The organism is Marinobacter litoralis (assembly GCF_003336705.1).
Classification (GTDB): domain Bacteria; phylum Pseudomonadota; class Gammaproteobacteria; order Pseudomonadales; family Oleiphilaceae; genus Marinobacter; species Marinobacter litoralis.
In genome coordinates this window covers 800,074-822,763 of record NZ_QMDL01000002.1, presented here as the reverse complement: position 1 = coordinate 822,763, position 22,690 = coordinate 800,074, and the positions used below count along the sequence as shown (strand labels likewise).

At 55.9% G+C, this 22,690-nt stretch carries 25 protein-coding genes and 1 other RNA gene; 10 read left to right on the top strand and 16 right to left on the bottom strand.

The window, feature by feature from the left end; translation table 11 throughout:
* Nucleotides 1–93: 93 nt before the first annotated feature.
* Nucleotides 94–1,704: a GGDEF domain-containing response regulator gene (locus DOQ08_RS09395; protein ID WP_114334626.1), complete on the bottom strand. Its 1,611-nt coding sequence runs from the start codon at nucleotides 1,702–1,704 to the stop codon at nucleotides 94–96.
* 217 nt (nucleotides 1,705–1,921) lie between these two features.
* Here DOQ08_RS09395 and DOQ08_RS09390 point away from each other — a divergent pair, with 217 nt between their 5' ends.
* Nucleotides 1,922–3,916, top strand: coding sequence for a bifunctional diguanylate cyclase/phosphodiesterase (locus DOQ08_RS09390; RefSeq protein ID WP_114334625.1), 1,995 nt, complete (start codon nucleotides 1,922–1,924; stop codon nucleotides 3,914–3,916).
* A 7-nt stretch (nucleotides 3,917–3,923) separates the two neighbouring features.
* A complete protein-coding gene (locus DOQ08_RS09385) occupies nucleotides 3,924–4,976 on the top strand; it encodes a DUF2333 family protein (RefSeq protein WP_114334624.1) in 1,053 nt (350 codons plus the stop codon).
* An 80-nt stretch (nucleotides 4,977–5,056) separates the two neighbouring features.
* On the opposite strand, the gene ppa is transcribed toward DOQ08_RS09385, so the two are convergent.
* The 3 genes from ppa to rpiA form a co-directional block, all read right to left on the bottom strand.
* Entirely contained in the window at nucleotides 5,057–5,584 is a 528-nt protein-coding gene (ppa, locus tag DOQ08_RS09380; RefSeq protein ID WP_114334623.1) for an inorganic diphosphatase, read from the bottom strand.
* Between the two features lie 272 nt (nucleotides 5,585–5,856).
* Nucleotides 5,857–6,996, bottom strand: a complete 1,140-nt coding sequence (locus DOQ08_RS09375; protein WP_114334622.1) for an acyl-CoA dehydrogenase family protein — start codon at nucleotides 6,994–6,996, stop codon at nucleotides 5,857–5,859.
* 137 nt (nucleotides 6,997–7,133) lie between these two features.
* Entirely contained in the window at nucleotides 7,134–7,814 is a 681-nt protein-coding gene (rpiA, locus tag DOQ08_RS09370) for a ribose-5-phosphate isomerase RpiA (protein ID WP_114334621.1), read from the bottom strand.
* Nucleotides 7,815–7,947: 133 nt separating this feature from the next.
* Here rpiA and ilvA point away from each other — a divergent pair, with 133 nt between their 5' ends.
* Nucleotides 7,948–9,483: a threonine ammonia-lyase, biosynthetic gene (gene ilvA, locus DOQ08_RS09365; protein ID WP_114334620.1), complete on the top strand. Its 1,536-nt coding sequence runs from the start codon at nucleotides 7,948–7,950 to the stop codon at nucleotides 9,481–9,483.
* Between the two features lie 336 nt (nucleotides 9,484–9,819).
* A complete protein-coding gene (locus DOQ08_RS15955; protein ID WP_165823639.1) occupies nucleotides 9,820–9,984 on the top strand; it encodes a hypothetical protein in 165 nt (54 codons plus the stop codon).
* On the opposite strand, the gene DOQ08_RS09360 is transcribed toward DOQ08_RS15955, so the two are convergent.
* The 6 genes from DOQ08_RS09360 to DOQ08_RS09335 form a co-directional block, all read right to left on the bottom strand.
* A complete protein-coding gene (locus DOQ08_RS09360) occupies nucleotides 9,969–10,565 on the bottom strand; it encodes a 5-formyltetrahydrofolate cyclo-ligase (protein WP_264756356.1) in 597 nt (198 codons plus the stop codon). The two genes, DOQ08_RS15955 and DOQ08_RS09360, sit on opposite strands and share 16 nt — an antisense overlap.
* A 4-nt stretch (nucleotides 10,566–10,569) precedes the next feature.
* A non-coding RNA gene (ssrS, locus tag DOQ08_RS09355) (6S RNA) lies at nucleotides 10,570–10,749 on the bottom strand.
* Nucleotides 10,750–10,810: 61 nt separating this feature from the next.
* Nucleotides 10,811–11,107: a cell division protein ZapA gene (locus tag DOQ08_RS09350; protein WP_114334619.1), complete on the bottom strand. Its 297-nt coding sequence runs from the start codon at nucleotides 11,105–11,107 to the stop codon at nucleotides 10,811–10,813.
* Nucleotides 11,107–11,313: a TIGR02449 family protein gene (locus tag DOQ08_RS09345; RefSeq protein ID WP_114334618.1), complete on the bottom strand. Its 207-nt coding sequence runs from the start codon at nucleotides 11,311–11,313 to the stop codon at nucleotides 11,107–11,109. Before DOQ08_RS09345 ends, DOQ08_RS09350 begins: the two co-directional genes overlap by 1 nt.
* A 118-nt stretch (nucleotides 11,314–11,431) precedes the next feature.
* Nucleotides 11,432–12,709 carry an ABC transporter permease gene (locus DOQ08_RS09340; RefSeq protein ID WP_114334617.1) on the bottom strand — a complete coding sequence of 426 codons (1,278 nt, stop codon included), beginning with the start codon at nucleotides 12,707–12,709 and terminating at the stop codon, nucleotides 11,432–11,434.
* Entirely contained in the window at nucleotides 12,706–13,407 is a 702-nt protein-coding gene (locus DOQ08_RS09335) for an ABC transporter ATP-binding protein (protein ID WP_114334616.1), read from the bottom strand. The genes DOQ08_RS09340 and DOQ08_RS09335 overlap by 4 nt, the downstream gene beginning before the upstream one ends.
* 69 nt (nucleotides 13,408–13,476) lie before the next feature.
* Here DOQ08_RS09335 and DOQ08_RS09330 point away from each other — a divergent pair, with 69 nt between their 5' ends.
* Nucleotides 13,477–13,992, top strand: coding sequence for a DUF3299 domain-containing protein (locus DOQ08_RS09330; RefSeq protein ID WP_114334615.1), 516 nt, complete (start codon nucleotides 13,477–13,479; stop codon nucleotides 13,990–13,992).
* 2 nt (nucleotides 13,993–13,994) lie between these two features.
* Here the strand turns inward: DOQ08_RS09330 and DOQ08_RS09325 are convergent, their stop codons facing one another.
* The gene (locus DOQ08_RS09325; RefSeq protein WP_114334614.1) at nucleotides 13,995–14,555 is read right to left on the bottom strand and encodes a ZrgA family zinc uptake protein; all 561 of its coding nucleotides are present in this window, start codon (nucleotides 14,553–14,555) and stop codon (nucleotides 13,995–13,997) included.
* A 183-nt stretch (nucleotides 14,556–14,738) separates the two neighbouring features.
* Between DOQ08_RS09325 and DOQ08_RS09320 the strand changes: the two genes are divergently transcribed.
* The 5 genes from DOQ08_RS09320 to DOQ08_RS09300 all read left to right on the top strand — a co-directional run bounded on the left by DOQ08_RS09320 (nucleotide 14,739) and on the right by DOQ08_RS09300 (nucleotide 20,156).
* The gene (locus DOQ08_RS09320; protein WP_114334613.1) at nucleotides 14,739–15,338 is read left to right on the top strand and encodes a UPF0149 family protein; all 600 of its coding nucleotides are present in this window, start codon (nucleotides 14,739–14,741) and stop codon (nucleotides 15,336–15,338) included.
* 12 nt (nucleotides 15,339–15,350) lie between these two features.
* Entirely contained in the window at nucleotides 15,351–16,670 is a 1,320-nt protein-coding gene (gene pepP / locus DOQ08_RS09315; protein ID WP_114334612.1) for a Xaa-Pro aminopeptidase, read from the top strand.
* A 19-nt stretch (nucleotides 16,671–16,689) separates the two neighbouring features.
* Nucleotides 16,690–17,961: a 2-octaprenyl-6-methoxyphenyl hydroxylase gene (gene ubiH, locus DOQ08_RS09310; protein WP_114334748.1), complete on the top strand. Its 1,272-nt coding sequence runs from the start codon at nucleotides 16,690–16,692 to the stop codon at nucleotides 17,959–17,961.
* Nucleotides 17,951–19,174: an FAD-dependent oxidoreductase gene (locus DOQ08_RS09305; protein ID WP_114334611.1), complete on the top strand. Its 1,224-nt coding sequence runs from the start codon at nucleotides 17,951–17,953 to the stop codon at nucleotides 19,172–19,174. The genes ubiH and DOQ08_RS09305 overlap by 11 nt, the downstream gene beginning before the upstream one ends.
* Before the next feature lie 67 nt (nucleotides 19,175–19,241).
* Entirely contained in the window at nucleotides 19,242–20,156 is a 915-nt protein-coding gene (locus tag DOQ08_RS09300) for a DUF808 domain-containing protein (RefSeq protein ID WP_114334610.1), read from the top strand.
* Here the strand turns inward: DOQ08_RS09300 and DOQ08_RS09295 are convergent.
* The 5 genes from DOQ08_RS09295 to DOQ08_RS09275 all read right to left on the bottom strand — a co-directional run bounded on the left by DOQ08_RS09295 (nucleotide 20,153) and on the right by DOQ08_RS09275 (nucleotide 22,689).
* Complete coding sequence (locus DOQ08_RS09295; RefSeq protein ID WP_114334609.1) at nucleotides 20,153–20,872, bottom strand: 16S rRNA (uracil(1498)-N(3))-methyltransferase; 720 nt, start codon at nucleotides 20,870–20,872, stop codon at nucleotides 20,153–20,155. The genes DOQ08_RS09300 and DOQ08_RS09295 overlap by 4 nt on opposite strands.
* Complete coding sequence (gene tatC / locus DOQ08_RS09290; protein WP_114334608.1) at nucleotides 20,869–21,642, bottom strand: twin-arginine translocase subunit TatC; 774 nt, start codon at nucleotides 21,640–21,642, stop codon at nucleotides 20,869–20,871. Before tatC ends, DOQ08_RS09295 begins: the two co-directional genes overlap by 4 nt.
* Complete coding sequence (tatB, locus tag DOQ08_RS09285; protein ID WP_114334607.1) at nucleotides 21,639–22,034, bottom strand: Sec-independent protein translocase protein TatB; 396 nt, start codon at nucleotides 22,032–22,034, stop codon at nucleotides 21,639–21,641. Before tatB ends, tatC begins: the two co-directional genes overlap by 4 nt.
* Before the next feature lie 11 nt (nucleotides 22,035–22,045).
* Nucleotides 22,046–22,273, bottom strand: coding sequence for a Sec-independent protein translocase subunit TatA (gene tatA, locus DOQ08_RS09280; RefSeq protein WP_114334606.1), 228 nt, complete (start codon nucleotides 22,271–22,273; stop codon nucleotides 22,046–22,048).
* A gap of 86 nt (nucleotides 22,274–22,359) precedes the next feature.
* Nucleotides 22,360–22,689: a phosphoribosyl-ATP diphosphatase gene (locus tag DOQ08_RS09275; protein ID WP_114334747.1), complete on the bottom strand. Its 330-nt coding sequence runs from the start codon at nucleotides 22,687–22,689 to the stop codon at nucleotides 22,360–22,362.
* Nucleotide 22,690: the final 1 nt, after the last annotated feature.

Below are 22,690 nucleotides of genomic sequence, written 5' to 3'. Positions count from 1 at the left end.
TTCGTTGATGGCTAGCATTGTCGGTGATGGCGAATAGAGCGGGTATTCGACATTGGTTTCATGGACCGGGCAGAAAGCCCGGCCCGAGGGGGATCATTCTTCGGCCAATGTGACGCAGTTTCGACCATGGGCTTTCGAGACATACAAGGCCCGGTCGGCCCGTTCACACAACGATTGTGAGCTGTCGCCCTGCCACGCAGCCAGTCCGCAACTGAAGGTGACTTTGAACTGGCGGTCGCCGGCCTCTTGCACGAGTTCGGAAAACCGTTCCCGAATTTCATTGACCACGTTGCGGGCATCGCCCGGGCGAGTGTTTGGCAGAATTAACGCGAACTCCTCACCGCCGTACCGCCCGATATGGTCGGTTTTGCGCAGCCGTTGCTTCAGGAACATGGACAGGCTTCGGAGGATCCGGTCACCAATGGGGTGACCGAAGGTATCGTTCACCTTCTTGAAGTAGTCCAGATCGATCATGGCGAAGCACAGCGGCTGGTCTTTCTGGCGAGCCCGAACGATTTCCTGTTCCAGCAGATACAGAGTGTGGGTGTGATTGAACAGCCCGGTCAGGCTGTCGCGAATCATCAGTGCCAATAGAGAGCGGGCTCGACGGCCACGGTTGTGCAGTGTGGCGATCAGGTGCTTGGGGTCAACCGGCTTGGTCAGAAAATCATCACCGCCCAGGCTCATGGCGTGCAGCTGTTTGCCCACGTCGTCTTCGGCCGACAGGTAGATGATCGGTACGCTGTGAAACTTGTCCTGTTGGCGAATGACGCGGGCAATCTCCATACCCGTGCAACCGGGCATGTACATGTCGAGCAGGATGATCTCGGGCGAGAATTCCTCCAGTGCTGTAATGATCTGCATCGGATCGGTGATGATGTGGGCGTTCATCCCGGCCTTCTTTAGCACGGTTTCCATGAATTTGGCCTGAGCCCGGGAATCGTCGAGCACCAGCACCCGGTAAGGTTCCACGGTATTGCCGTGGGTATAGGTTTCTATTTTTTCAATCAACTGGCCCGGATCAACCGCCGGATAGAAAAACTCTTCGCCACCGCACCGGGAGGCTCTTAATCGCGTTTCGATCGAGCCGTCTTCGTCGCTCATGAAAATTATCGGAATGGGGGTGTCGTGCTGTTCCTGTAGGTGCTCAATCGTGGATATTCCCGAAGATGCTCCACCGCCAAAGTTGATGTCGATAAGGATGGTTTCGGGTTTGCTCAGTGCACACGCAGCCATCAGTTCATTAGGCGTTTGGTAGGCGGAAGCGCGGAAACCGAAAAATTCGAGTTGCTTGATCATTCTGGCGGCCGACTCTTCGTCGGCCAGCGCCAAGTAGACGGGGGTTCGGCGGAACGGATGGGGCGCATCATTGTTTTCGTCGCTGCGGCGTTGTGTACAGTGACGAAGGGCTTCCATCGACTCTTCAAGAGCTTGCTGGTGGTCGGTGCTGAGCGCAGCGTCAGTGTGCCACTGGGTCAGCTGCTCCAGAATGCGGTCGCCGGCGCGAGCGTGAGATTCCATCTCGAAACGGCGGGCGTACCGCACCAATTTGTCGGCGGCGGCTTCCAGAGCGTTACGGTATGGTTGGGCTTGCGCTGGGTCGTCGTGAATTTTCTGCCAGGTATCCAGAACAACGCGCGCCTGGGTAGTGACACGGCGGGCAAAGTGCTGTCTGAGTTTTTCCTTCTGGCTTTCGTCGCTCATTGTGCTCGGGCCTTACTGTTATAGGTTGTTCTATCCGGCAGGACGAACTTATTTCTTGGTCAGGTTAGACAGAGACTTCATAGTCCTTGGGTAGAGTCTATAGTGTTTAATGTTGTTGACGTAGGCAGCACTTTGTAAATGTTTGTCAACTCTTGAAGATGGTCACAGAGTTAGGGGCATCTTGAGGTTCGGTCCGGGGTCTTGGAGCTTTATGACAATGGTGCAGATAGCGAACAGGCAGCGGCAATATGGTGTGCTCAGCCTTCGGGCATTGTTGTTGCTCTTCACCGGCAGTTTATTGGTGCTCATTTTGTTGGCCATTTTTTCGGTCACGTTTAATACCTTCCGGGATTATGTTTCGTCGCAGCATTTAGAACACGCGCAAGATGCGGCGACCGCCACCGGCGTGGCGTTGTCCAAAGCCGTTGATGCTTCCGATATCGTTGCCGCCTCTTCATTGATCGATGCAGTGTTCGATAGTGGAAGTTATCTGTCGGTAAAATTTGTCGGCCATGAAGGCATTATGTTGGCGGGTCGATCCATGCCTTTGCGAACCCAAGTGGCACCCGGTTGGTTCGTGCAGGCAGCGAAATTGCCCAAGCCGGAGGGGACGGCGCAAGTGGTTCGCGGCTGGGCACAGCTGGGGACGGTTCAGGTCGTCAGTAACCTGGGCCGGGCCTACGACGATCTTTGGCGAATTACGGTGGGGTTGTTGGCCGCGGTGGTCGTGATTGGTGGTGTGGGTATGCTGGCCTTATGGTTTTTGTTGCGGCGCTTGCTGCAGCCGCTCAAGGCACTGGAAAAGCAGGCCCGTGCATTAAGCCGGCGGGATTTCAGGGAGCGGGTGCAGGTGCGTTCTACCCGAGAGCTGAACCAGGTTACCGAAGCCATGAATCAGATGGCGGACGATTTGGGGCAGTTGTTCGCCGGGCAAGGGAAGTTGATCCAGCACTTGCGCAAAGTGAACAACGAAGATGCGGTGACCGGGCTGGCAAGCCGCAGCGCGTTTGATCAGCGTTTAAAGGTGGAAGTTGAATCCGAAGAGAAGTCTGCGCCAGGAGTGTTGATGCTGCTTCAACTGAGCAGTTTTGGTGATTACAACCAAAGCCACGGTCGCGAAGAAGGCGACCGGGTGCTGAAGCAGGTTGGCAAGATCATTAATAGCTTTGTGGGGAAGCATGGTGGAGCGTTCGCAGGTCGAAGGACGGGCGCAGAATTTGCGGTGTATCTGCCCGGCGCCTCGGCTGTGGACGTAAAAGTGTGGTGTGAAGCGTTAGTTGAGACCCTGGATGGACTGTATTCGGATATCGCTGCGCCGATTGAAACCTTTGTTCATGCCGGGTTGGCTATTGCATCTAAGGAGGCGGATGCTCGGGATCTGTTGGCGGCGGCAGACTCGGCGTTACGGACGGCCCAGCAACGTGAGGAGTCGTGTTGCTGGATCAAGGATGCCGGCGGCAATGGTTACCACACGATGGAAACCTGGCGCGACATTATCAACGATGCCATTCGCGACAAGCACCTGTCACTTTGGCTGCAGCCCATGGTGCAGGGCCCGGAGCAGGAGTTGCGGTATTACCAGGTGTTCTCGCGGATTTGCACGCCAGAGGGTGTGCTGAAGGCGGGGGCATTTGTGCCTATGGCGGAGCGTCTCGGTCTTATTGCTGATATTGATCGGGTTCTGGTGGCCAGCGTGCTGGAGCGCCTTGAGTGTCATCCGAACGAGAATCTGGCGATTTCGTTAGGTTCGGCCTCGGTGGCTGATGAGATGTTCCGGGAAGATCTTCTGGCGCAACTGAGTTCTGCCGGGGCACTAAATCGTCGGTTATGGGTGGGTATTTCGGAAACGACTTTGCATCACCATCGCGCGCAGGCGAGTCAATTGATTCGAGCGTTGGTTAAACTGAACGTTCCGGTTTTGGTGGACCGCTTCGGTGTTGGGGGGGTACCGTTCAATTACTTACGAAACCTGCCGTTGAGCGCTTTGCGGATCGATAACAGTTTTGTACACGACCTGGATAGCCACGAGGACAACCGGTTCTGGTTGGAGTCGGTTATCGGTATTGCCCGGAGTCGGGGTGTGAAAGTTTTCGCTACGGGTGTAGAAAGAAGTGAGGAATACTCGGTACTCTGTAAATTGGGTATCGATGGCGCCATGGGCTACCATCTAGGCCGACCTTTCGCGGCCGAAGAGAAATCAACAGGAGAGTAAACGTTTTATGCCGGGTAAAATCAGACAGTACTTCAAGGACAAGAAAGAGGATGTTCAGGATTACACCGGTGGCAGCGGCGTAATCGTAAAGTTTATCCTGGCGCTGCTGGTGGTGTACCTGCTGATTAGCATTGTGTTGGGGATCATCTGGAGCAGTGAACCGGACGGTTTCTCGGTCCGGGAGCATGCTCGCACCCTGGCCAGCGAGATGAATCGTGAGCCGGTAGCCGGGTTTACCACCACCGCCACCATGATTCGTTTGGCAGAAACGCTTTTGGATAAGCCGGGCGGTTACATTTCGAATGATATTTTCCCTCCCGGACTCTGGATGGACAACATGCCGAATTGGGAATACGGCGTGCTGGTGCAGCTTCGGGATTTGTCCCGCTCTCTTCGTAAAGATATCAGCCGCTCCCAGAGTCAGTCTGCGGAAGACCCTGATCTGATCATTGCCGAGCCGCAGTTGCACTTCGACAGCGAAAGCTGGGCGATTCCTTCCACTGAGAATGAATACCGCCGCGGTATCAACGCGCTGAAGCGTTATCTGAATCGCTTGTCGGACCCGCAGCAAAGCAACGCCCAGTTCTTTGCCCGTGCGGATAACCTGAATAACTGGTTGGCGGACCTGGAAACTCGGCTGGGTAGCCTGTCCAGAACCTTGAGCGAAAGTGTGGGTAAAGCCTCGGTCTCTGAGTCTATGTCGAACACGGATGAGAATGACCCGCTGTCTGAAGCGGTCAGTGGCGAAGATGTGAAGACAGATTGGACCAAGATCGATGATGTGTTCTACGAAGCGCGAGGCACGGCCTGGGCCTTGTTGCATATCTTCCGGGCGATGGAAGTGGACTTCCGGAAGGTGCTGCAGGATAAGAATGCCATGGCGAGTGTGCAGCAGATCATTATCGAGCTGGAGGGCACGCAGGCGTCTATGTGGAGCCCGGTGATTCTGAACGGCAGTGGCTTTGGTTTGTTGGCCAACCATTCGTTGACGATGGCGGCGTATTTGTCGCGGGCGAACGCAGCGATCAGCGATATGCGGGATTTGTTGTCGCGGGGCTGATGCCTGATCCGATGTTTGTCGAATAAAAAAAAACCGGGCCGCTCTTGGAGAGGCCCGGTTTTTTAATGCCCGAAACGCGATCAGCCTTTGTAGGCGTTAACCGAGTCTACGATAGCTTGCTTGGCTTCGGCAGCGTTGCCCCAGCCTTGTACTTTTACCCACTTGCCGGGCTCGAGCGTTTTGTAGTTCTCGAAGAAGTGACGGATCTGGTCGCGCAGAAGTACTGGCAGGTCGTCAATTTCTTTCACGTCGTGGTAGATGGTGGTCAGCTTGTCGTGAGGCACGGCAACCAGCTTGGCGTCGCCACCGGCTTCGTCTTCCATGTTCAGTACGCCAACCGGACGGCAGCGAATTACAGAGCCGGCCTGGATCGGGTATGGGGTCACAACCAGTACGTCCAGCGGGTCGCCGTCGTCAGCCAGGGTGTGCGGGATGAAGCCGTAGTTGGCCGGGTAGAACATGGGGGTGGCCATGAAGCGGTCTACCAGCAGGGCGCCCATGTCTTTGTCGAGTTCGTACTTGACCGGGGAGCTGTTAGCCGGGATTTCGATGGCTACGTAGATGTCTTCTGGCGGGTTTTTGCCCGCTGGGATGTTGTCGAATTGCATGTGAGTTCCTTCCTGATACGTTAGGTTCGTTTAACGGTGTTCGAAAAGTGGGCGCAATTATACGGGACTCTACAGGCATTCGAAACTAAACGTTGGTAGGCGGACCTGGCTTTGGGTGCAAGCGGGCCTCTGGCAGCCCTGTCCGAAAAACGCCCGTGAATACGTCCCTGTAGGGCTCGGTCGCGCCATCCTTGGCGCTCCACGTTTTCGGACAGGGCCACCAGAGGCCCTTTCTAGCTTCAGGTGAAGCCCGATTCAGTAACTTCCGAAATCTACAGTCTGATCTGTTTGGCAATCAGTTCTTTCATGATTTCAGTGGTGCCGCCGCCGATGGAGAGGATCTTGGCGTCTCGGTACAGGCGATCAACCACAGATTCGCGCATGTAACCCATGCCGCCGAACAGTTGCACCGCTTCGCGTGTGACTTTTTCGCAGACGTCCACCGAGAAGTTCTTCGCCATGGCGACTTGTTTGATCGGGTTTTTGCCGGCTTGCATGAGGGCTGCGCAGCGGTAGGTGTATTCCCGGGCGATGTCGATTTGGGTGGCCATGTCCACGAGTTTGTGGCGGGTGACCTGAAAGCCGGAGACAGGGCGGCCGAAGGCTTGGCGTTGTTTGGTGTAATCCAGTGCCGCTTCGTAGGCCAGTTGGGCGGTCATGTAGGCCATGATGGACAGGCTCAGGCGTTCGGCCAGGAAGTTGCTCATGATGGCGATGAAGCCGGCGTTTTCGGCTCCGATCAGGCGGTCGGCGGGGACTCTGCAGTCTTCGAAGTAGAGTTCGGCGGTGTCGCTGGCCCACCAGCCCATTTTGCGGAGTTTGTTGCCGTTTGAGAAACCGGGCATGTCGCGGTCAATGAGCAGCAGGCTGATGCCCGCGTGGCCTTCGCCTCCGGTGCGAACGGCAACGGTGTAGTGGTCGGCGCGGGTGCCGCTGGTGATGAAGGTTTTACTGCCGTTGACGATGTAGTGGTCGCCGTCGCGCACCGCGCGGGTTTTGATGTTGGCGACGTCGGAACCACCGCCGGGTTCGGTGATGGCGAGGGCGGAGATTTTTTCGCCGCGCAGTACCGGGGGCACGATTTGTTCCCGAATCTCTTTGTTTGCCCATTTGGCGACAGGTGGCAGGCCGATATCGAGGGAGCCGATGCTGGCCACGAAACCGCCGGAGGTGGAACGCATCAATTCTTCGGATGCGGCTACTTTCATGAAGATGTCGCCTTCGCCAATGCCTCCAAGCGCTTCCGGAAACCCGATGCCGAGAAGGCCCGCTTCGCCCGCTTTTTGATAGATTTCTCGGGGAAATTCGCCGGCTTCTTCCCATTCGTCGATGTAAGGGCGAACGTGAGTTTCGATAAATTTGCGAGCGGTCAGGCGAACCTGCTCGTGGGTTTCGTTGAAATAATCAGACACGTTGATGTTCCTTTTTGTTCTTGGAATGGTCTGAGTGTCTCGCAATTAAGTTTACCTAGCAAGCGCTTGGTTCTGGCTTTGTCGGGGCATAAAAAAAGCCGGCAGGTAAGCCGGCTTTCGAGGTCTGTTCAGGGGTATCAGCTGTTTTGGCGAGGAATGCTTTTTACGCCTTCGCTGGTGCCTAGTAGCAACAAGTCGGCCGGACGGCGCGCGAACAGACCGTTGGTAACCACGCCAACAATGTTGTTGATGCGTTCTTCCACTTGGATCGGGCGTGAGATGTCCATGTTGTGGATATCGATGATGATGTTGCCGTTATCGGTGGTAACGCCATCGCGATACACCGGGTCTCCGCCGAGTTTTACGATCTCGCGGCCAACGTGGCTGCGGGCCATGGGGATGACTTCAACGGGCAGGGGGAATGCGCCCAGGATATCCACTTTTTTCGATTCGTCGGCGATGCAGATAAAGGTTTTGGCTACGGCCGCCACGATTTTCTCACGGGTGAGGGCAGCGCCACCGCCTTTGATGAGTTCTAACCGTTCGTTGGTTTCATCGGCGCCGTCTACGTAGTATTCCAGTTCGTCGATCGCGTTAAGGTCATACACTGGAATGCCGTGCCCCTTCAGGCGCTCGGCGGTCGCTTCGGAGCTGGCAACTGCGCCGTCAAACTCGTTTTTGTAGTCGGCCAGAAAATCGATAAAGAAGTTGGCGGTGCTGCCGGTGCCGACCCCGATAACGCTCTTGCGGTTCAGGTGTGGGGCAATATGGTCCATGGCGGCTTTTGCCACGGCTTTTTTGAGTTCGTCCTGAGTCATGTGGCGCTCCGGGAGAGATCGGATGAATTTATCCGCATTATACGCCTGCAGGCGTTCTGCTTATAGACGGCAACCGTGCAAAGTTCCTAAACTGTACGTTTTTCCAAGCCGATCATCAGCAACCGGAACCATCATGCCGCAACGTTACATCAAGAAGATCCTCGATGCGCGGGTCTATGACATCGCTATCGAAACACCGCTCACTGAAGCCCGTAGTCTGTCCGCTCGCTTTGGCAACAATATTATGCTCAAGCGTGAAGACCTGCAGCCGGTGTTCTCCTTCAAGATTCGTGGCGCTTACAACCGGCTTGCTCAGCTCTCGGACGAGCAAAAAGCCAAGGGCGTGATATGCGCGTCCGCCGGCAACCACGCCCAGGGGGTGGCCATGTCGGCGAAGCAGTTGGGCATTAAAGCGGTCATCGTCATGCCGCAAACCACACCGGACATTAAAGTGAAGTCCGTGCGCGAGCGAGGGGCCAAAGTGGTGCTTAAAGGCGATGCCTTTGACGAAGCGGCCGCTCATGCGCAGGAACTGATTGCCAAGCACGGGTATACCTATATCCCGCCCTATGATGACCCGGACGTGATTGCCGGGCAGGGCACCGTGGCTATGGAATTGATGTGGCAGTTTTCACAGCCGTTACACGCCGTGTTTATCCCGGTTGGTGGGGGAGGTTTGATCGCGGGTATGGCCGCGTACATCAAATACCTGCGCCCGGATATCAAAATCATCGGCGTAGAGCCGGAAGACTCCAATTGCTTGCAGGCCGCCATGGCCGCAGGTGAACGAGTGGTGTTGGACGAAGTGGGCATCTTCGCCGACGGCGTTGCGGTCAAGCAGATTGGTGAAGAGCCTTGGAATATCTGTAAAGACACGGTCGATGAAGTAATCACCGTCAGCACCGACGAAATCTGCGCGGCCATCAAGGATGTATTTGAGGACACCCGTTCCATCGCAGAACCGGCAGGCGCTTTGTCTGTGGCCGGTATCAAGAAGTACATCGAGCGTGAGCAGCTGGAAGGCGAAAATCTGGCCGGTGTACTCAGCGGCGCCAACATGAATTTCGACCGCTTGCGTTATATCTCCGAACGCACGGAAATCGGTGAAAAACGCGAAGCGGTGCTGGCCGTGACCATCCCGGAACAACCCGGCGCGTTTAAAACCTTCATCAAGGCTTTACACAAACGCAGCATCACCGAGTTTAACTACCGCTACGCGGATGACCAGCAGGCGGTCATCTTTGTGGGTATCCAGATTCAGGCTGGCGGGCTTGGCCGGGAAGAATTGCTGCAAGACCTGAGAGCAATTGGCTACTCCGTAACCGACCTCACCGACAGCGACATAGCGAAACAGCACATCCGCCACCTCGTCGGCGGCCACGCGCCATCGATCACTAACGAAGTCGTCTATCAGTTCGAATTCCCCGAACGCCCGGGCGCGCTGCTGAAATTCCTCATGTCACTCGGTACCCGCTGGAACATCTCCCTGTTCCACTACCGCAACCACGGCGCAGCCTACAGCCGGGTACTGCTTGGCGCTCAGGTGAACGCTGACGAAACCTCGGCGTTTGAAGAGATGCTGGAGAAAGTAGGTTTCCGCTACGAGAACATGACAGACAACGAAGCCTACAAACTGTTCTTGGGAGCCGGTAACGGCAGATCCGAGTAAAACGCTAGTTTGCAGGCAGGAACCCTAAGTAGAAGCAGTGGCTGAACCCCCTGTCGAAACTGTGCGGAGCCATGGATGGCGGAGCCCAAGCGCCCCAAGGATGGGCCGAAGGAGCGTGTTTCGACAGGGGGTTCAGCCACTGCTTCGGCCGGCCAATCGCCGTTACCATAGCTTTTGGGTTTGTCACGCAAACGTAATCAAACCCTTACGTAATCGTAATCCGTCAAAAATTGTAAAACTGAAATTAGATGTTAGTCTTTCGTCTAATTCTTGGTATCAAGAATAGCCAACTGATTTTCCAGCCATTTAGTTAGAAGAATAACGGGAATACGCCCCATGGGTAACAAGCCAGACATCATCCGCACCATCGTGTTCATCTTTGCTGTCGGTCTGGTGATTACCGGTGTGACCACAACGATCCAAGCCTCTGAAGACAAGCGCTCTGCCAGAGACGTTCCCGTCACCAGCTTCGTCCAGGCAGCCGACTATCGCCGGAACTGATAACACCGCTTATCAGTAACGACCCCGTGCAGAGGTACATCCCACGGTTCGATAGGTAACGACTCCACCTTCTGAAATTCATGGGCAAGCCCGATCAACTTCGGTGCCATGGCCGGCCGTATCCTGCTGAATGCAAACGTGCGGTCATAGAACCCGCCGCCCATACCTAACCTGCCGCCTTGCTCATCAAAACCCACCAGTGGAAACAGCACCGCATCCAAAGACCAGGCCGGCCTGCGCCGGGCTTCCGGAAACGGCGGCTCGGGAATGCCGAAACGATTTGGCGTGAGTTCTGTGCCATCGCTATAGGGGCTGAAGACCAACTTTCCGGGATAAACCGGGTGCAACACCGGCAAATAAAAGTGAATGTTCTTGCGCCGGCCCAAATCAATAAACAAATGCGGATCGATTTCGCCATCATTGGCCAGATAAATGCCGATGTGCTTGGCGCGATATAAATCGGGATGGCGAAGCAGATTCAGGGCGAGGTGCTCTGAGGCTTGTTGCTGTTGTTCGAAAGAGAGATCGTTGCGCAGGCTGCGCAATGTTTTGCGGAGATCGCTTCTGGAAAGGGTGTTCAAAATAAAGCTTCCCGGGCTGCCGTTATCGGATGTAGCCCTTGAACCCAAAGTTCAAGGTCGGCGACCGCTGTGACATATTAGGCTTTCCCCCGCGGGGGACGTGCTCACAATGCCCTGAAGTGGTCACCTGGGTAAAGCGCATCGGCTCGAGGACGTACCCGACCAGCGAACAGCCCAGGAAGTTGAACCATTATAGGGCCAAGGCCGGCCCCGATTGCAACCCCCTTTGCCGAGTCATTGCGAGATTAGCGGTCTGAGGGTTCGCCCAAAGCCTCGTCCAGGCGGTTATCCATGGCTTTTAAAAGATTGCTGGTGGCTTCCGACATGGTGTCTCGCTCCAACAGGGAGTGCGTAATATTCAACGCGGCCATCACGGCAATACGTTCGGTGCCGAATACCTTGCCGGTAGAGCGGATTTCCCGCATTTTGTTGTCCAGATGCCGAGCGGCACGCAGAAGTGCTTCTTGCTCTTCCTGCGGACAGGCCACCAGGTACTCTTTGTCGAGAATCCGGACTTCGACGGTGGTTGACTGCTGTGACATCAGTGGTGCTCCAGTGCCCGGAGGCGGCCAATCATGGCTTCAATCTTGTTTTTGGCAAGATCGTTTTTTTGCATAAGCTGGGCTCGCTCACGATTCCAATCGTCCTGCGCTTCGCGCAGTAAAGCGTTGTCTCTCTCGAGTTTTTCGCAGCGCTCGATCAACTTGTCCAGCTTGTCCGCTAACAACTGTACTTCGGACTGTTCCATGACGTGCTCAGTGTGAGTAATTTGGATTGCAGTAACTATAAGTGCCCGCACCACAACGGTCAATTTACCGCATTGTCATGGCGCGGGCTCCGTGAAGTGTGTCACCTTTGGTGTCAGGTTAGTTCGAGTCGCTGTTGCCGAACGATAATGCTCGGCTTTTCCTCCAGTGATGCCACGCTGGTGCCAATGACACGATAAACGCGACCACCGGCACCATGCCGAGCAGCAGCCATTCATCCGGATTCAGCGCACGCAGGCCGATGTGAATGCCGTAATGCGACAGCAGCCAAGGGCTAAGCGTGAATATGGCAGCTGCGCCGATGAGCACACTGAACCCACAGGACACCAGTGCAAGCACGACGCATTCCAGGCTGTAGAGCCCGGCGATCAGCCCCGGGGACGTGCCCACAGCGCGCAAAATCGCCACTTCTCGATGACGTTGAGATTGAATGGTTAACAGCACTGCCATCAGGCCGATCAGGCTCGTGGCGACGACAAACACGCTGATACCCAAAAGAACCTGCTCAAATTGGCCCATCATGCGCCATAATTCGCTCAGCGCGACCCCGGGTAAAATGGCTGATAGAGGTTCGTCGGGAAACTGGCTGAGTTCTCGCTGTAACTGAAAGGTCATAATCGGATGTTTCAAACCGAGCAGCATGGCGGTGATGGCATCGGGTGTGAACGAGCGGGCCTCGGCTGAGCTTGGCGACAAGGTTCTGCCCGGGATCGCTACGCCGGATTTCCAGCCTACGTGCATGGCTTCCATAGCCTCTAGGCTGATGTACACCGCTTGGTCAATCGGCGTTCCGGTGGTTTCCAGAATGCCAGAGACGCGAAATGGCAGGTCGGTGTGGTTGGAGAAACTGGTGCGCCCACCTCCGTGAGATAACACAATTTGATCGCCCACCTGGTGTTGAAGCTGACGGGCGACACCTGCCCCGAGCGTGACATCAAACAGGTTCGAGAACCATTGGCCATGAGCAAGTTCCAGCGGTTGATCGTTGCCGTACTGAAACCTTTTCAGAAACTGGCCGTTGGTGCTCACTACCCGGTAGCCCTGATAGCTGTCTCCCAGAGAAATAGGAACGGCCCAGTCAACTCGCGGGTCGTTTTCGATCTGGCCGAAGCTGCTCCATCGAATGTTGTTGGTAGCATCGCCAATGTGAAACACGGTGTAGAGCAACAAGTTCAGCTGCCCGCTGCGTGCCCCGACAATCAAATCGGTGCCGGAAATGGTACTGGTGAAAGATTGCCGAACTTCGGTGCGCAGGTACTGGATGCCCAGCAACAGTGTGACGCTGAGAGTAAGCGTCAGGCATACCATGGCCAACACCCGGCGGCGGTACCAGAGGCTGGCGGTTGCCAATGACAGGGTTAGGCGAAGTTTGCTCATGATTCACCTCCCAGTGACAGTTGGTGGTGGAAGTGATTCGCGAGGCTTCGGTCGTGGCTGACGAACACGACAGAGCAGCGGTGTTCGTGGGCCAGAGTCAGGAGGAGTTCGATAAACCGGTCCCGGTTATCGGTATCCAGTGCCGAGGTGGGTTCATCCGCGAGGATGATCTCCGGTGATCCGATCAGGGCTCGTGCTGCGGCTACCCGTTGTTGTTGGCCTATCGACATCTCGGTGACTTGCCGGTGCCAGAGCGATTCGGGAATTGACAGATCGCGCAGCAGAGCCGAGGCGGCTGCATCCGGACTGCCTTGAGCCTGTTGCCGGCGCCGAGAGGATAAACGACACGGCAGGGTCACGTTGGCCAGTGCGCTCAGATAGGGCACCAGATTGAATTGCTGAAAAATAACGCCCATATGGTCGGCCCGGAACTGGTCCCGGGCACCGCCCTTCAATTCACTCAGGTTGGTGCCAAGCAAGTGCATTGAGCCAGCTTCCGGCAACATCATGCCTGCGAGCATGCTGAGTAGTGTGCTTTTTCCGGTTCCGCTGGGGCCGCGCAAGAAAAGGTGCTCGCCGCGATGGAGCTGGATGTCGGGAAACATCAGGGGTGCTTGCTGTTTGGGCCATCGAAACCGGAGTTGGTGGGTTTGGATGGCGAGTGAACCGGAAGGCTGTTGTGCTGTCTCGATGTTCATGTCGGCTGTATGAGTTCCGTTGTATGATGGCCGTAATCGTCTGGTATACCCCAAGTGGAGTTGCGTTTCATGTCACTGGCTTTGAATGCTCGGGCTCTAATTGCGAGCTTTGGACTATTTTTCTTTATTTTGGTTTCCGGTGTAGTAGAGGCAAAGCCCAGAGAAATCGACTGGCTCGAATTGATGCCGGCCGAGGACCTTGCTTTGCTCGAAAGCCTGCCGGAGGTGGAGCACGATGGAGACGGTCCGGCCTTGCTCCCGGATGAAATTATGACCGGTCGAGTAGTGCCGGAAATGGCCAACGTGGAAGGCCGGATTCCGGGTTTCGTCGTGCCACTGAAAACCACCAAGGACATGCGCATACTCGAATTCTTTCTGGTGCCTTACTACGGCGCTTGCATTCACGTGCCACCACCACCGCCCAACCAGATCATCCATGTGAAATATCCGGAAGGGTTCACTTTGCAGGCGTTATACGACCCGGTCTGGATTGAGGGTCGGCTGACCATCGAGAAAACCGAGAACGCCATTGGTGCGTCTTCCTATTCGATCAAGGCCAGCGCCGTTGAGCCTTATACCGAATGATGCTATCGGCCAAGCTGGAATCGGTGCTTGCCGGGGCTCAGACGTGCGCCGTTCTGGCCTTGCGGGCTGACCCATTGCGCTTTGAGCTTTTCTACGCCGGGGAAGCGGTCGAATAGCTCGGTTTGCAGTTCATTGATATCGGATAGCCCGGGGCAGTGCAGGCGTTGGATAATCTCAATATCACTGTGTCCTGAACTGTCGTGGTCATGGTCGTGCCCATGGCCATGGTGATCGGCGTGCTGGTCATTCCAGCTGGTCAGCACATGAGATTGCTCGGGCGTGCATTGTTGGTGAGGTGTATCGACCAGGGCCGTGTGCTTCAGCCATGCAACGGCGGATTCAAGCGTTTGATGTTGTTCGGCAGAACGGGGAGGGTGCTCGTATCCCACCAGATTGTACGCTGGCGATAGTAGCAATACGTCGATTTGTTCGCCTGAAATCGCTACTTGCAGTTCGGCCATTCCGTGCTGATGCGCCTGAAGATTCTGTTGGGCGACAGTCGAAACGGAATAAAGTCCGAGTGTCAGAATGCTTATGAGTGTAATGGGGTATTGGAATTTCATCGAGCTGCCTTTGCGAACTTTGGATATGTTATAACATTTTCATCTTGAGCGGGTAGAAAAGCAAGTCTCCAGGAGCGCTGACAGTGCCACAGGTACTGTGGAATGCTAGGATATAGCCTTTAAATCTTACCGGAGTTCCCTGCCTGGCAGGTGAGTTCCCCCGATACAGGAAGCTGCTGTTTCATGTCTGAAACCGATACCACCGCTGCCGCCCGAGCCGCAGAGTTCGAGCAATGGGCCAACGTGTTCACCGCCCATAAGGCCTTCAGTCATCCGTCCGAGCTGCACGGCGTGCTGTGTGGTCAATTATCGGCAGGCACTCGTATTACCGAGCAGGAATGGCTTGCCATGGTCTGTGATCATATGGGCTTGGCAGAACAGGCGCTGGAAGAATCTGAAGAACTGGCGCCTTTCATGAACGGCGCTTACACGAAAACGCTGGCGCAGCTGCAGTCTTCGGATATGAGCTTTCAGCCTTTGTTACCCGATGATGAATACGCCATCGAGCAGCGACTTGAAGCTTTGGTATCTTGGGTTCGCGGTTTTCTTGAAGGTATGGCTCTGGCTGCCGGAGCATCACTAGGGCAGGCGCCGGATGAAATCCGCGAGCTGATCGAAGATCTGGTTGCCATCAGCCAGTTATCTGACGATGAAGAGTCGGACGAGGAAAGCGAACAGCAGTTACTAGAGATTACCGAGTACGTTCGGCTGGGTGCGCTGACCGTATTTACTGAATTCAACGAGCCTGAGAAACCCGCAGGCAACGCGCCGACTTTGCACTGATCAGGAGGCATCATGGCTGTATCGATTTCGACCAAAGAGTTCGCTGAGCGCCGTCGTAAGTTAATGGGGTTGATGGCACCGGACAGCATTGCGATCTTGCCAGCAGCGCCGGAGCGGGTCCGAAATCGGGATGTGCTTCATCCGTTCCGCCAGGACAGCGATTTTCAGTACCTGACCGGTTTTGGCGAACCGGAAGCCGTGCTGGCTTTGATTCCGGGGCGCGAACACGGCGAAGCCGTGCTGTTCTGTAAAGAGCGAAACCCTGAAAAGGAGCTTTGGGACGGTTTTCTCGTCGGTCCCGAAGGCGCTATCGAGCGTTACGGCCTGGATGATGCCTTCCCGATTGCCGATATCGATGACATCTTGCCGGGCATGATTGAAGGCCGAAGCCGGGTTTATTACCCGCTGGGCAAAGACGATGCTTTCGATACCCGGGTAATGGACTGGGTCAAAGTGATCCGCAGCAAAGTGCGGGCGGGCGCGCATCCTCCCGGTGAGTTTGTGGCCCTTGAACACCTGCTGCACGACTTGCGCCTGTACAAAAGCGCCGGCGAAGTGAAGGTGATGGCGAAAGCTGCCGAAATCAGTGCCGAGGCGCATTGCAACGCGATGAAACGTGCTCGTAAGGGCGGTTATGAATACAACCTTGAAGCCGAGCTGATTCGTACTTTTATGGATCACGGAGCCCGTTCAACAGCGTACCCGTCCATCGTGGGTAGTGGCTCAAACGGCTGCATTTTGCATTACATCGAGAACAGCGCGCCTCTGAAAGACGGGGATCTGGTCTTGATTGATGCCGGTTGCGAACTTGATTGCTACGCCTCGGACATTACCCGCACCTTCCCGGTTAGCGGTAAGTTCAGCCCGGAACAGAAAGCTCTCTATGAGGTGGTTCTGGCCGCTCAGTACGCCGCCATTGATGCAGTTCGCCCGGGCAATCACTGGAATCATTCCCACGAAGCGGCGCTGAAGGTGTTGACTCAAGGGTTGATTGATCTTGGCCTGCTGTCGGGCAGTGTGGACGAAGCGATTTCTGAAGAGGCCTATAAACCGTTTTTCATGCACCGGACTGGCCATTGGCTGGGGCTGGATGTTCATGATGTGGGTGATTACAAAGTAGGTGATGCCTGGCGCGAGCTGGAGCCGGGCATGGCGCTGACGGTTGAGCCGGGCCTTTACATCTCGCCGGACAACACCGATGTTGACGAAAAATGGCGCGGTATTGGTATTCGAATTGAAGACGATGTGGTGGTGACCAAAGACGGTTGCCGCGTATTGACTGACGGCGTACCGAAAACCGTGGCCGACATTGAAGCCCTGATGGCGGACTGACCCTGTGACCGAAGCCCGAATGGATACCGATCTGATTATTGCCGGCGGGGGCCTGGCTGGCGCGACCCTGGCGCTGGCCGTGGCGCGCGTGGTGCCGGAACTTCGGGTGACGGTGGTCGAAAGTTTTCCGCTGTCGCCAGATGCGCTGCCAGAAGATTACCAGCCCAGTTATGACGCTCGTTCGACCGCTCTGGCGTGGGGTTCCCGGGTTATTTTTGAAGAGCTGGGGCTTTGGTCGGAGCTTTCTGAACACGCCACGCCGATTCAACACATTCATGTCTCGGACCGTGGTCGGTTCGGCGCAACCCGGCTGCATGCCAAAGACCATCATCAGGAAGCTTTGGGTTATGTGGCGGACAATCGTTGGATGGGGCTTTGCCTGATGCGCGCGTTGCTGGCGGCCAACGTTCGCTGGGAAGCACCGGCTGAAGTGGTGGATATGATGCCGCTCAACCAAGGTGTGCGGGTCAGCATTCGTAAAGACGGCGAAGAGCAGCAACTAACCGGCCAGTGCTTGGTGGTGGCCGATGGTGGCCGTTCCGGATTGCGGGAAAAGTTGGGTTTTCAGCCGCGTACAGTGGATTACGGCCAGAATGCCTTGATTGCAAACGTAACCACCAGCGAGGCTCACCAGTTCACAGCCTTTGAACGCTTCACCAAGTCCGGCCCTATGGCCATGTTGCCCCAAGGCTCACCGGCTCGCGCCGGACACGATTCTGCGTTGGTCTGGACCTTGGACGACCATGCTCTGGACGCGTTGCTTGAGCAGACGGACGAGGACAAGTGCCGTTCCCTGCAAGACCGCTTCGGCTGGCGTTTGGGGCGCATCACCCGCATTGGCCAATGCAATCACTACCCCTTGAAACTGACCACCGTGGACGAAGCGGTTCGCCCGGGCGTGGTTCTGGTGGGGAACGCAGCCCATGCGTTGCACCCGGTCGCGGGGCAGGGCTTTAACCTTGCATTGCGGGGATTGATGGCTTTGGTGGAGCAGTTTCGCATGGCGACCGATGAAGGTGTCTCGATCGGCTCGCTGTCGGTGCTGAGCGAGTATCAGCGCCGCCATCGTCAGGATTGGCAGCAAACCGTGCAGTTTTCGGATTCACTGATCCGGGTGTTCGGACAATCCTTGCCACCTTTGGCGCTGGCCCGTGATGCGGGTTTGGTGGGGTTGGATCTGGTGCCTGCCGCCAAGCGCTGGTTTGCCCGTAAAGCAATGGGTACCGGAGGTCGCAAGCCCGTGATGCCATCCGTCAAAGCCACCGAGGAGAGTGCCCGTTATGAGCCATGAGTCTGGAGCACCGCGTTTCGACATTCTGGTGGTCGGTGGCGGCATGATTGGCTCAGCCTTGGCGCTGGGATTAGCCCGACAGGGTTGGAAGGTCGGGCTGGTTGAAGGGGCCCCGGTTGAAAGCTTGCTGGAGAGCTCGAAAGCCGCGGCTGACGTTGAAAGTTTTGAACCAAGAGTGAGCGCGATTTCGCTGGCCAGCGAGCGCTTACTGAAAAGCTTGGGTGCCTGGTCTCGGGTGCAGGCTGGTCGCCATTGCGGCTACCGTGAAATGATCGTCTGGGACGGCGACGGCACCGGTCGAATTCACTTCGATGCCGCCGAACTCCATGCACGTTCGCTAGGAACGATTGTGGAAAACCGGAACATTGTTCGAGCCTTGTTCGAATGCGTGGCCGAGAGCAGCGTGACCGTGATTGACGGCGTGCGGGTGCAAGGTTGGGTTCGCGCTGAAGGTGTTCAGCTGGAAGACGGGCGCCTGCTGGCTGCCGATTTGGTGGTGGGAGCCGATGGCGCTATGTCCCGCCTGCGCCAGTGGAGTGGGCTGGCCACCCGGGAGTGGGATTACGATCAGCAAGCCATTGTAGGCACGGTTCGCACCGGCCAGTCGCATCGCTTCACGGCTTGGCAAAGTTTTACCCCAACCGGGCCACTGGCCTTCTTACCTTTGACTAACGAAACCGGCGATGAGCATTTCTGCTCGTTCGTTTGGTCGCAGGATACCGACGAAGCCCGCCGACTGATGGCGCTCGATGCAGACAGCTTTAGAAAAGAGCTCGAAGCGGCGATTGAGGGGGAGCTGGGTGAGGTATTGGAAGTGTCCAAACGATTTGCCTTTCCACTGCGCCAACGCCACGCCAAAGATTATGTAACCGATGGCCTGGCTTTGGTTGGCGATGCCGCTCACACCATTCACCCGCTGGCGGGACAGGGTGCGAACCTCGGCTACGGCGATATTCGGGTTCTGCTGGAAGAACTGGAGCGCGCCAGGGAGCTTGGCCTGACCCCGAACGACGAACTGGTGCTGGCACGGTACCAGCGTCGCCGCAAAGGGGAGAACCTTACGATGATGGCGGCGATGGAAGGCTTCAAACAGCTTTTTGCCCGGGATGAGTTGCCCATCCGCTGGCTGCGTAATGCCGGCATGCGCTGGTTCGATAAGCTGGCGCCGCTAAAAAACCGTATCGCTGCTGAAGCTATGGGGATCGACGGGTAGCGCTGCCACAGACTATTCCGTAAACTTTTCTGATCGAATTCGACCCCAACAGACAAAGGAATTGTTTATGGCAGGCGCCAGCCTTCTTACCCTTCTCGATGACATCGCGACGATGTTGGACGATGTGGCCTTGATGACCAAGGTTGCTGGCAAGAAAACCGCAGGCGTGCTGGGGGATGATCTGGCGCTCAACGCTCAGCAAGTCGCTGGTGTGAAACCCGCTCGGGAATTGCCAGTGATTTGGGCGGTTGCCAAAGGCTCGATGCTGAACAAATGCATTCTTGTACCGGCTGCCGTGGCGATCAGTTTTTTCCTTCCGTGGTTGGTTATTCCGCTTTTGATGCTGGGTGGTGCTTTTTTGTGTTTTGAGGGCTTTGAAAAAGTCGCCCACAAATTCCTGCACGGCAAGGAGGAGCAGGCGCACAAAGAAAATCTTCGGGAAGCCCTGAAGAATCCCGAGGCTAATCTGAAAGAAGTCGAACGGGAAAAAATCAAAGGCGCTATTCGTACCGATTTCATCCTTTCCGCCGAAATTATTGCGATCACCTTAGGCATCGTGGCCGAGAAAAGTCTTGGGATGCAGTTTGCCGTGCTTTCGGTTGTCGCGGTGATGGTTACCGTACTGGTATACGGCTTGGTGGCGGGTATCGTTAAAATTGACGACGGAGGGCTGTATCTGAGTCAGCGAGACTCGGCGGTCCTTCAGCGTATTGGTGACGGCATACTGTGGTTGGCGCCTTATATGATGAGGACCCTGACCATTGTTGGCACCATTGCCATGTTTTTGGTGGGCGGCGGTATTCTCACACACGGCATAACGCCGGTTTACGAGGCCATTCGAGGATTCGCGGCCGAGGTAGGCGGCCTTGGTGCTGTTTTGATACCGACCTTGGGTGATGGACTGTTCGGGTTAATCGCGGGAGGCTTATTAGTGGCCGCGCTTACGCCGGTTATTAAGCTTTGGCAAAAACGAAACGCTTAAAGGCAGGCATCGAACAGGCGGCTGACCAGCACCGGAACCGCCGTTTCCACCCGAAGAATCCGGGGGCCAAGGTGCACGCTTTGGCAGCCCGCTTCCTCCAGTTTTCTGACTTCGTAATCGGTAAAACCACCTTCTGGACCGATGCACAACGCTGCCGGTTCATTCAGGTGGGTCGGGCAGGGGATCGCTGTGCCCGGATGGGCAACCAACGCCCGTTTTCCGCTCAGGAGTGCCGGTAACTCATCTTCGACGAAGGGTTTGAACAGTTTGCGAATGTGCACCTTTGGCATCAGGGTGTCTTTGGATTGCTCCAGCCCCAGTGTCAGGTTTTCCCGCAGATTCTCCTCCGACAGCCAAGGCGTTTGCCAGAAGCTTTTTTCCACCTTATAGCTATTGATCAGCCAGATGTCTTTAACCCCAAGCGAGGCGCAGGTTTGCAGGGTGCGCCGGAGCATCTTGGGGCGGGGCATAGCGAGAATCAGGGTCAGGGGCAGCGGAGTGGGCGCGGGCTGCCCCAGGGTGACCTGTAGCTCGGCTTCGGTATCGGTGAGGCGAAGAACTTCGCCATAGCCCATAGCGCCGTTCACGCGGCCCACAGCGATGCGGTGGCCGGTCGCAGATTTAAGTACGGTTTTCAGGTGCTCTAAGCGGCGACCGCGCAGCAAGGCGCGGTCGGAATCAACAAAGTCTTCGTCAAACAGTAAGGCCAGGTTCATTGGCTGCCCAGTTCTTCCTCGTCGGTGTCCTGTCGTTCTTTGTATGCCAGGCGACCGAACAAGATGCCGAACTCGAACAAAATCCACATAGGGACCGCTAACAGGGTCTGTGAAATGATGTCAGGCGGTGTTAGCAGCATGCCGATGATGAAGCAGGCCACCACGACGTAAGGGCGCTTGGCTGCCAGATCGTTGGGTGTGGTCGCGCCCGTGAGAATCAGTAGCACCGTGGCAATGGGTATCTCGAAGGCCACACCGAAGGCGAAGAACATCTTAAGGATGAAGTTCAGATAGCTGGCAATATCCGGTAATTCGATGATGCCTTCCGGCCCGATGGCGGTAAAAAAGCCGAAAACCAGCGGGAAGACTACAAAATAGGCGAAGGTGGCGCCGCCATAAAACAGGATGACCGAGGTAAACAGCAACGGGAACGCCAGCCGTTTTTCGTGCGCATAAAGCCCCGGCGCGACAAAACTCCAGAGCTGATAAAGAATGATGGGGATGGCGGCAAAAACCGCCAATACCAAGGCCAGCTTCAGAGGTGCGAAAAAGGGCGAGGTGATGTCTGTGGCGATCATCATCTGGCCTTCGGGCAGCAGGTCCCGCAAAGGTTGCGACAGAAGCAGATAAAGGTCGTTGGCAAAGGGGTAAATCACGGCAAAGCAGATAATGACTGCCAGTACCATTTTCAGCAATCGGTTGCGCAGCTCAAGCAAATGCTCGATCAGAGGCATTTCTGGCGCTTGTTGGCCTTCGGGTGATGAACTCATGAACGGCTTTCCGGCGAATTCCCTGAGGTTTGGTCTGTGTTGCTGCTTGACTGGTCGTTCGAGATGGAGCTTTCAGATTGCGCGGGTTTGGTTTTGCCCGGACTATTTTCCGGCAAAATCATGTGTTCGTATTTTTTCGCCTCGTCCAGCGCACCTTTTACGGTCTTCTCGACATCCTCCAAACCCACATCACCGGCTTTACGCAGTTGTTCCCGCAGTTCTTCCGCTTTCAGTTCGCGGTCCAGCTCTGAGGTGAATTGCCTGACCATACGGCGGGCACCGCCGACCCATCGGCCAGCCGTTCGGGCAGCCGAAGGTAGCCGCTCGGGACCGAGGACGAGCAGTGCGATGATGCCGCAGATGAGAAGCTCAACAAAGCCAATATCGAACATTCAGGTGGTGCTCAGCTCTTTTGCTTTTCCTGAGTTTTCGCGTCAGCCTGAGCTTGTTCGGCCTTTTGGCTTTCCAAGGTGTCTGCTTCGCTCGGTTTTTCGTCTTCGTCACTCATGGATTTCTTGAAACCACGAATAGCGCCACCGAGATCGGTGCCGATGTTCCGGAGTTTCTTGGTTCCAAACAGCAAAATAACGATGCCGAGTACGATAAGAAGTTGCCAGATACTGATACCCATGAGGGGGTCCTCGTTCAATGGTTTCTGTTGTTCATATTGTACGCCAATGACAACCAGGGGCGGAAATACTCCTTAGGGGTACTCCTTTATGATTGTCGTGACGCTTTTTCTTCCAAACCGGATAGATCGAAGCGGCGAGCCAGTTCGTCGGTCACGTCTTTCGGGCTTAAGCCAAGGCGAGACAGCATCACCATGGTGTGAAACCACAGGTCGGCGGTTTCGTAGATCACGTCTTGGGTGTCCCCGGAGTGTTCCGCGTCTTTCGCGGCCAACAGGGTTTCGGTGCACTCTTCGCCCACCTTCTCCAAAATCTTGTTCAGGCCCTTGGCGTGCAGGCTGGCTACATAGGAAGTGTCAGGGGCGGCGTCTTTGCGGGCCTCGAGTACCTCTGCCAAACGTTCCAGTACATCACTCACA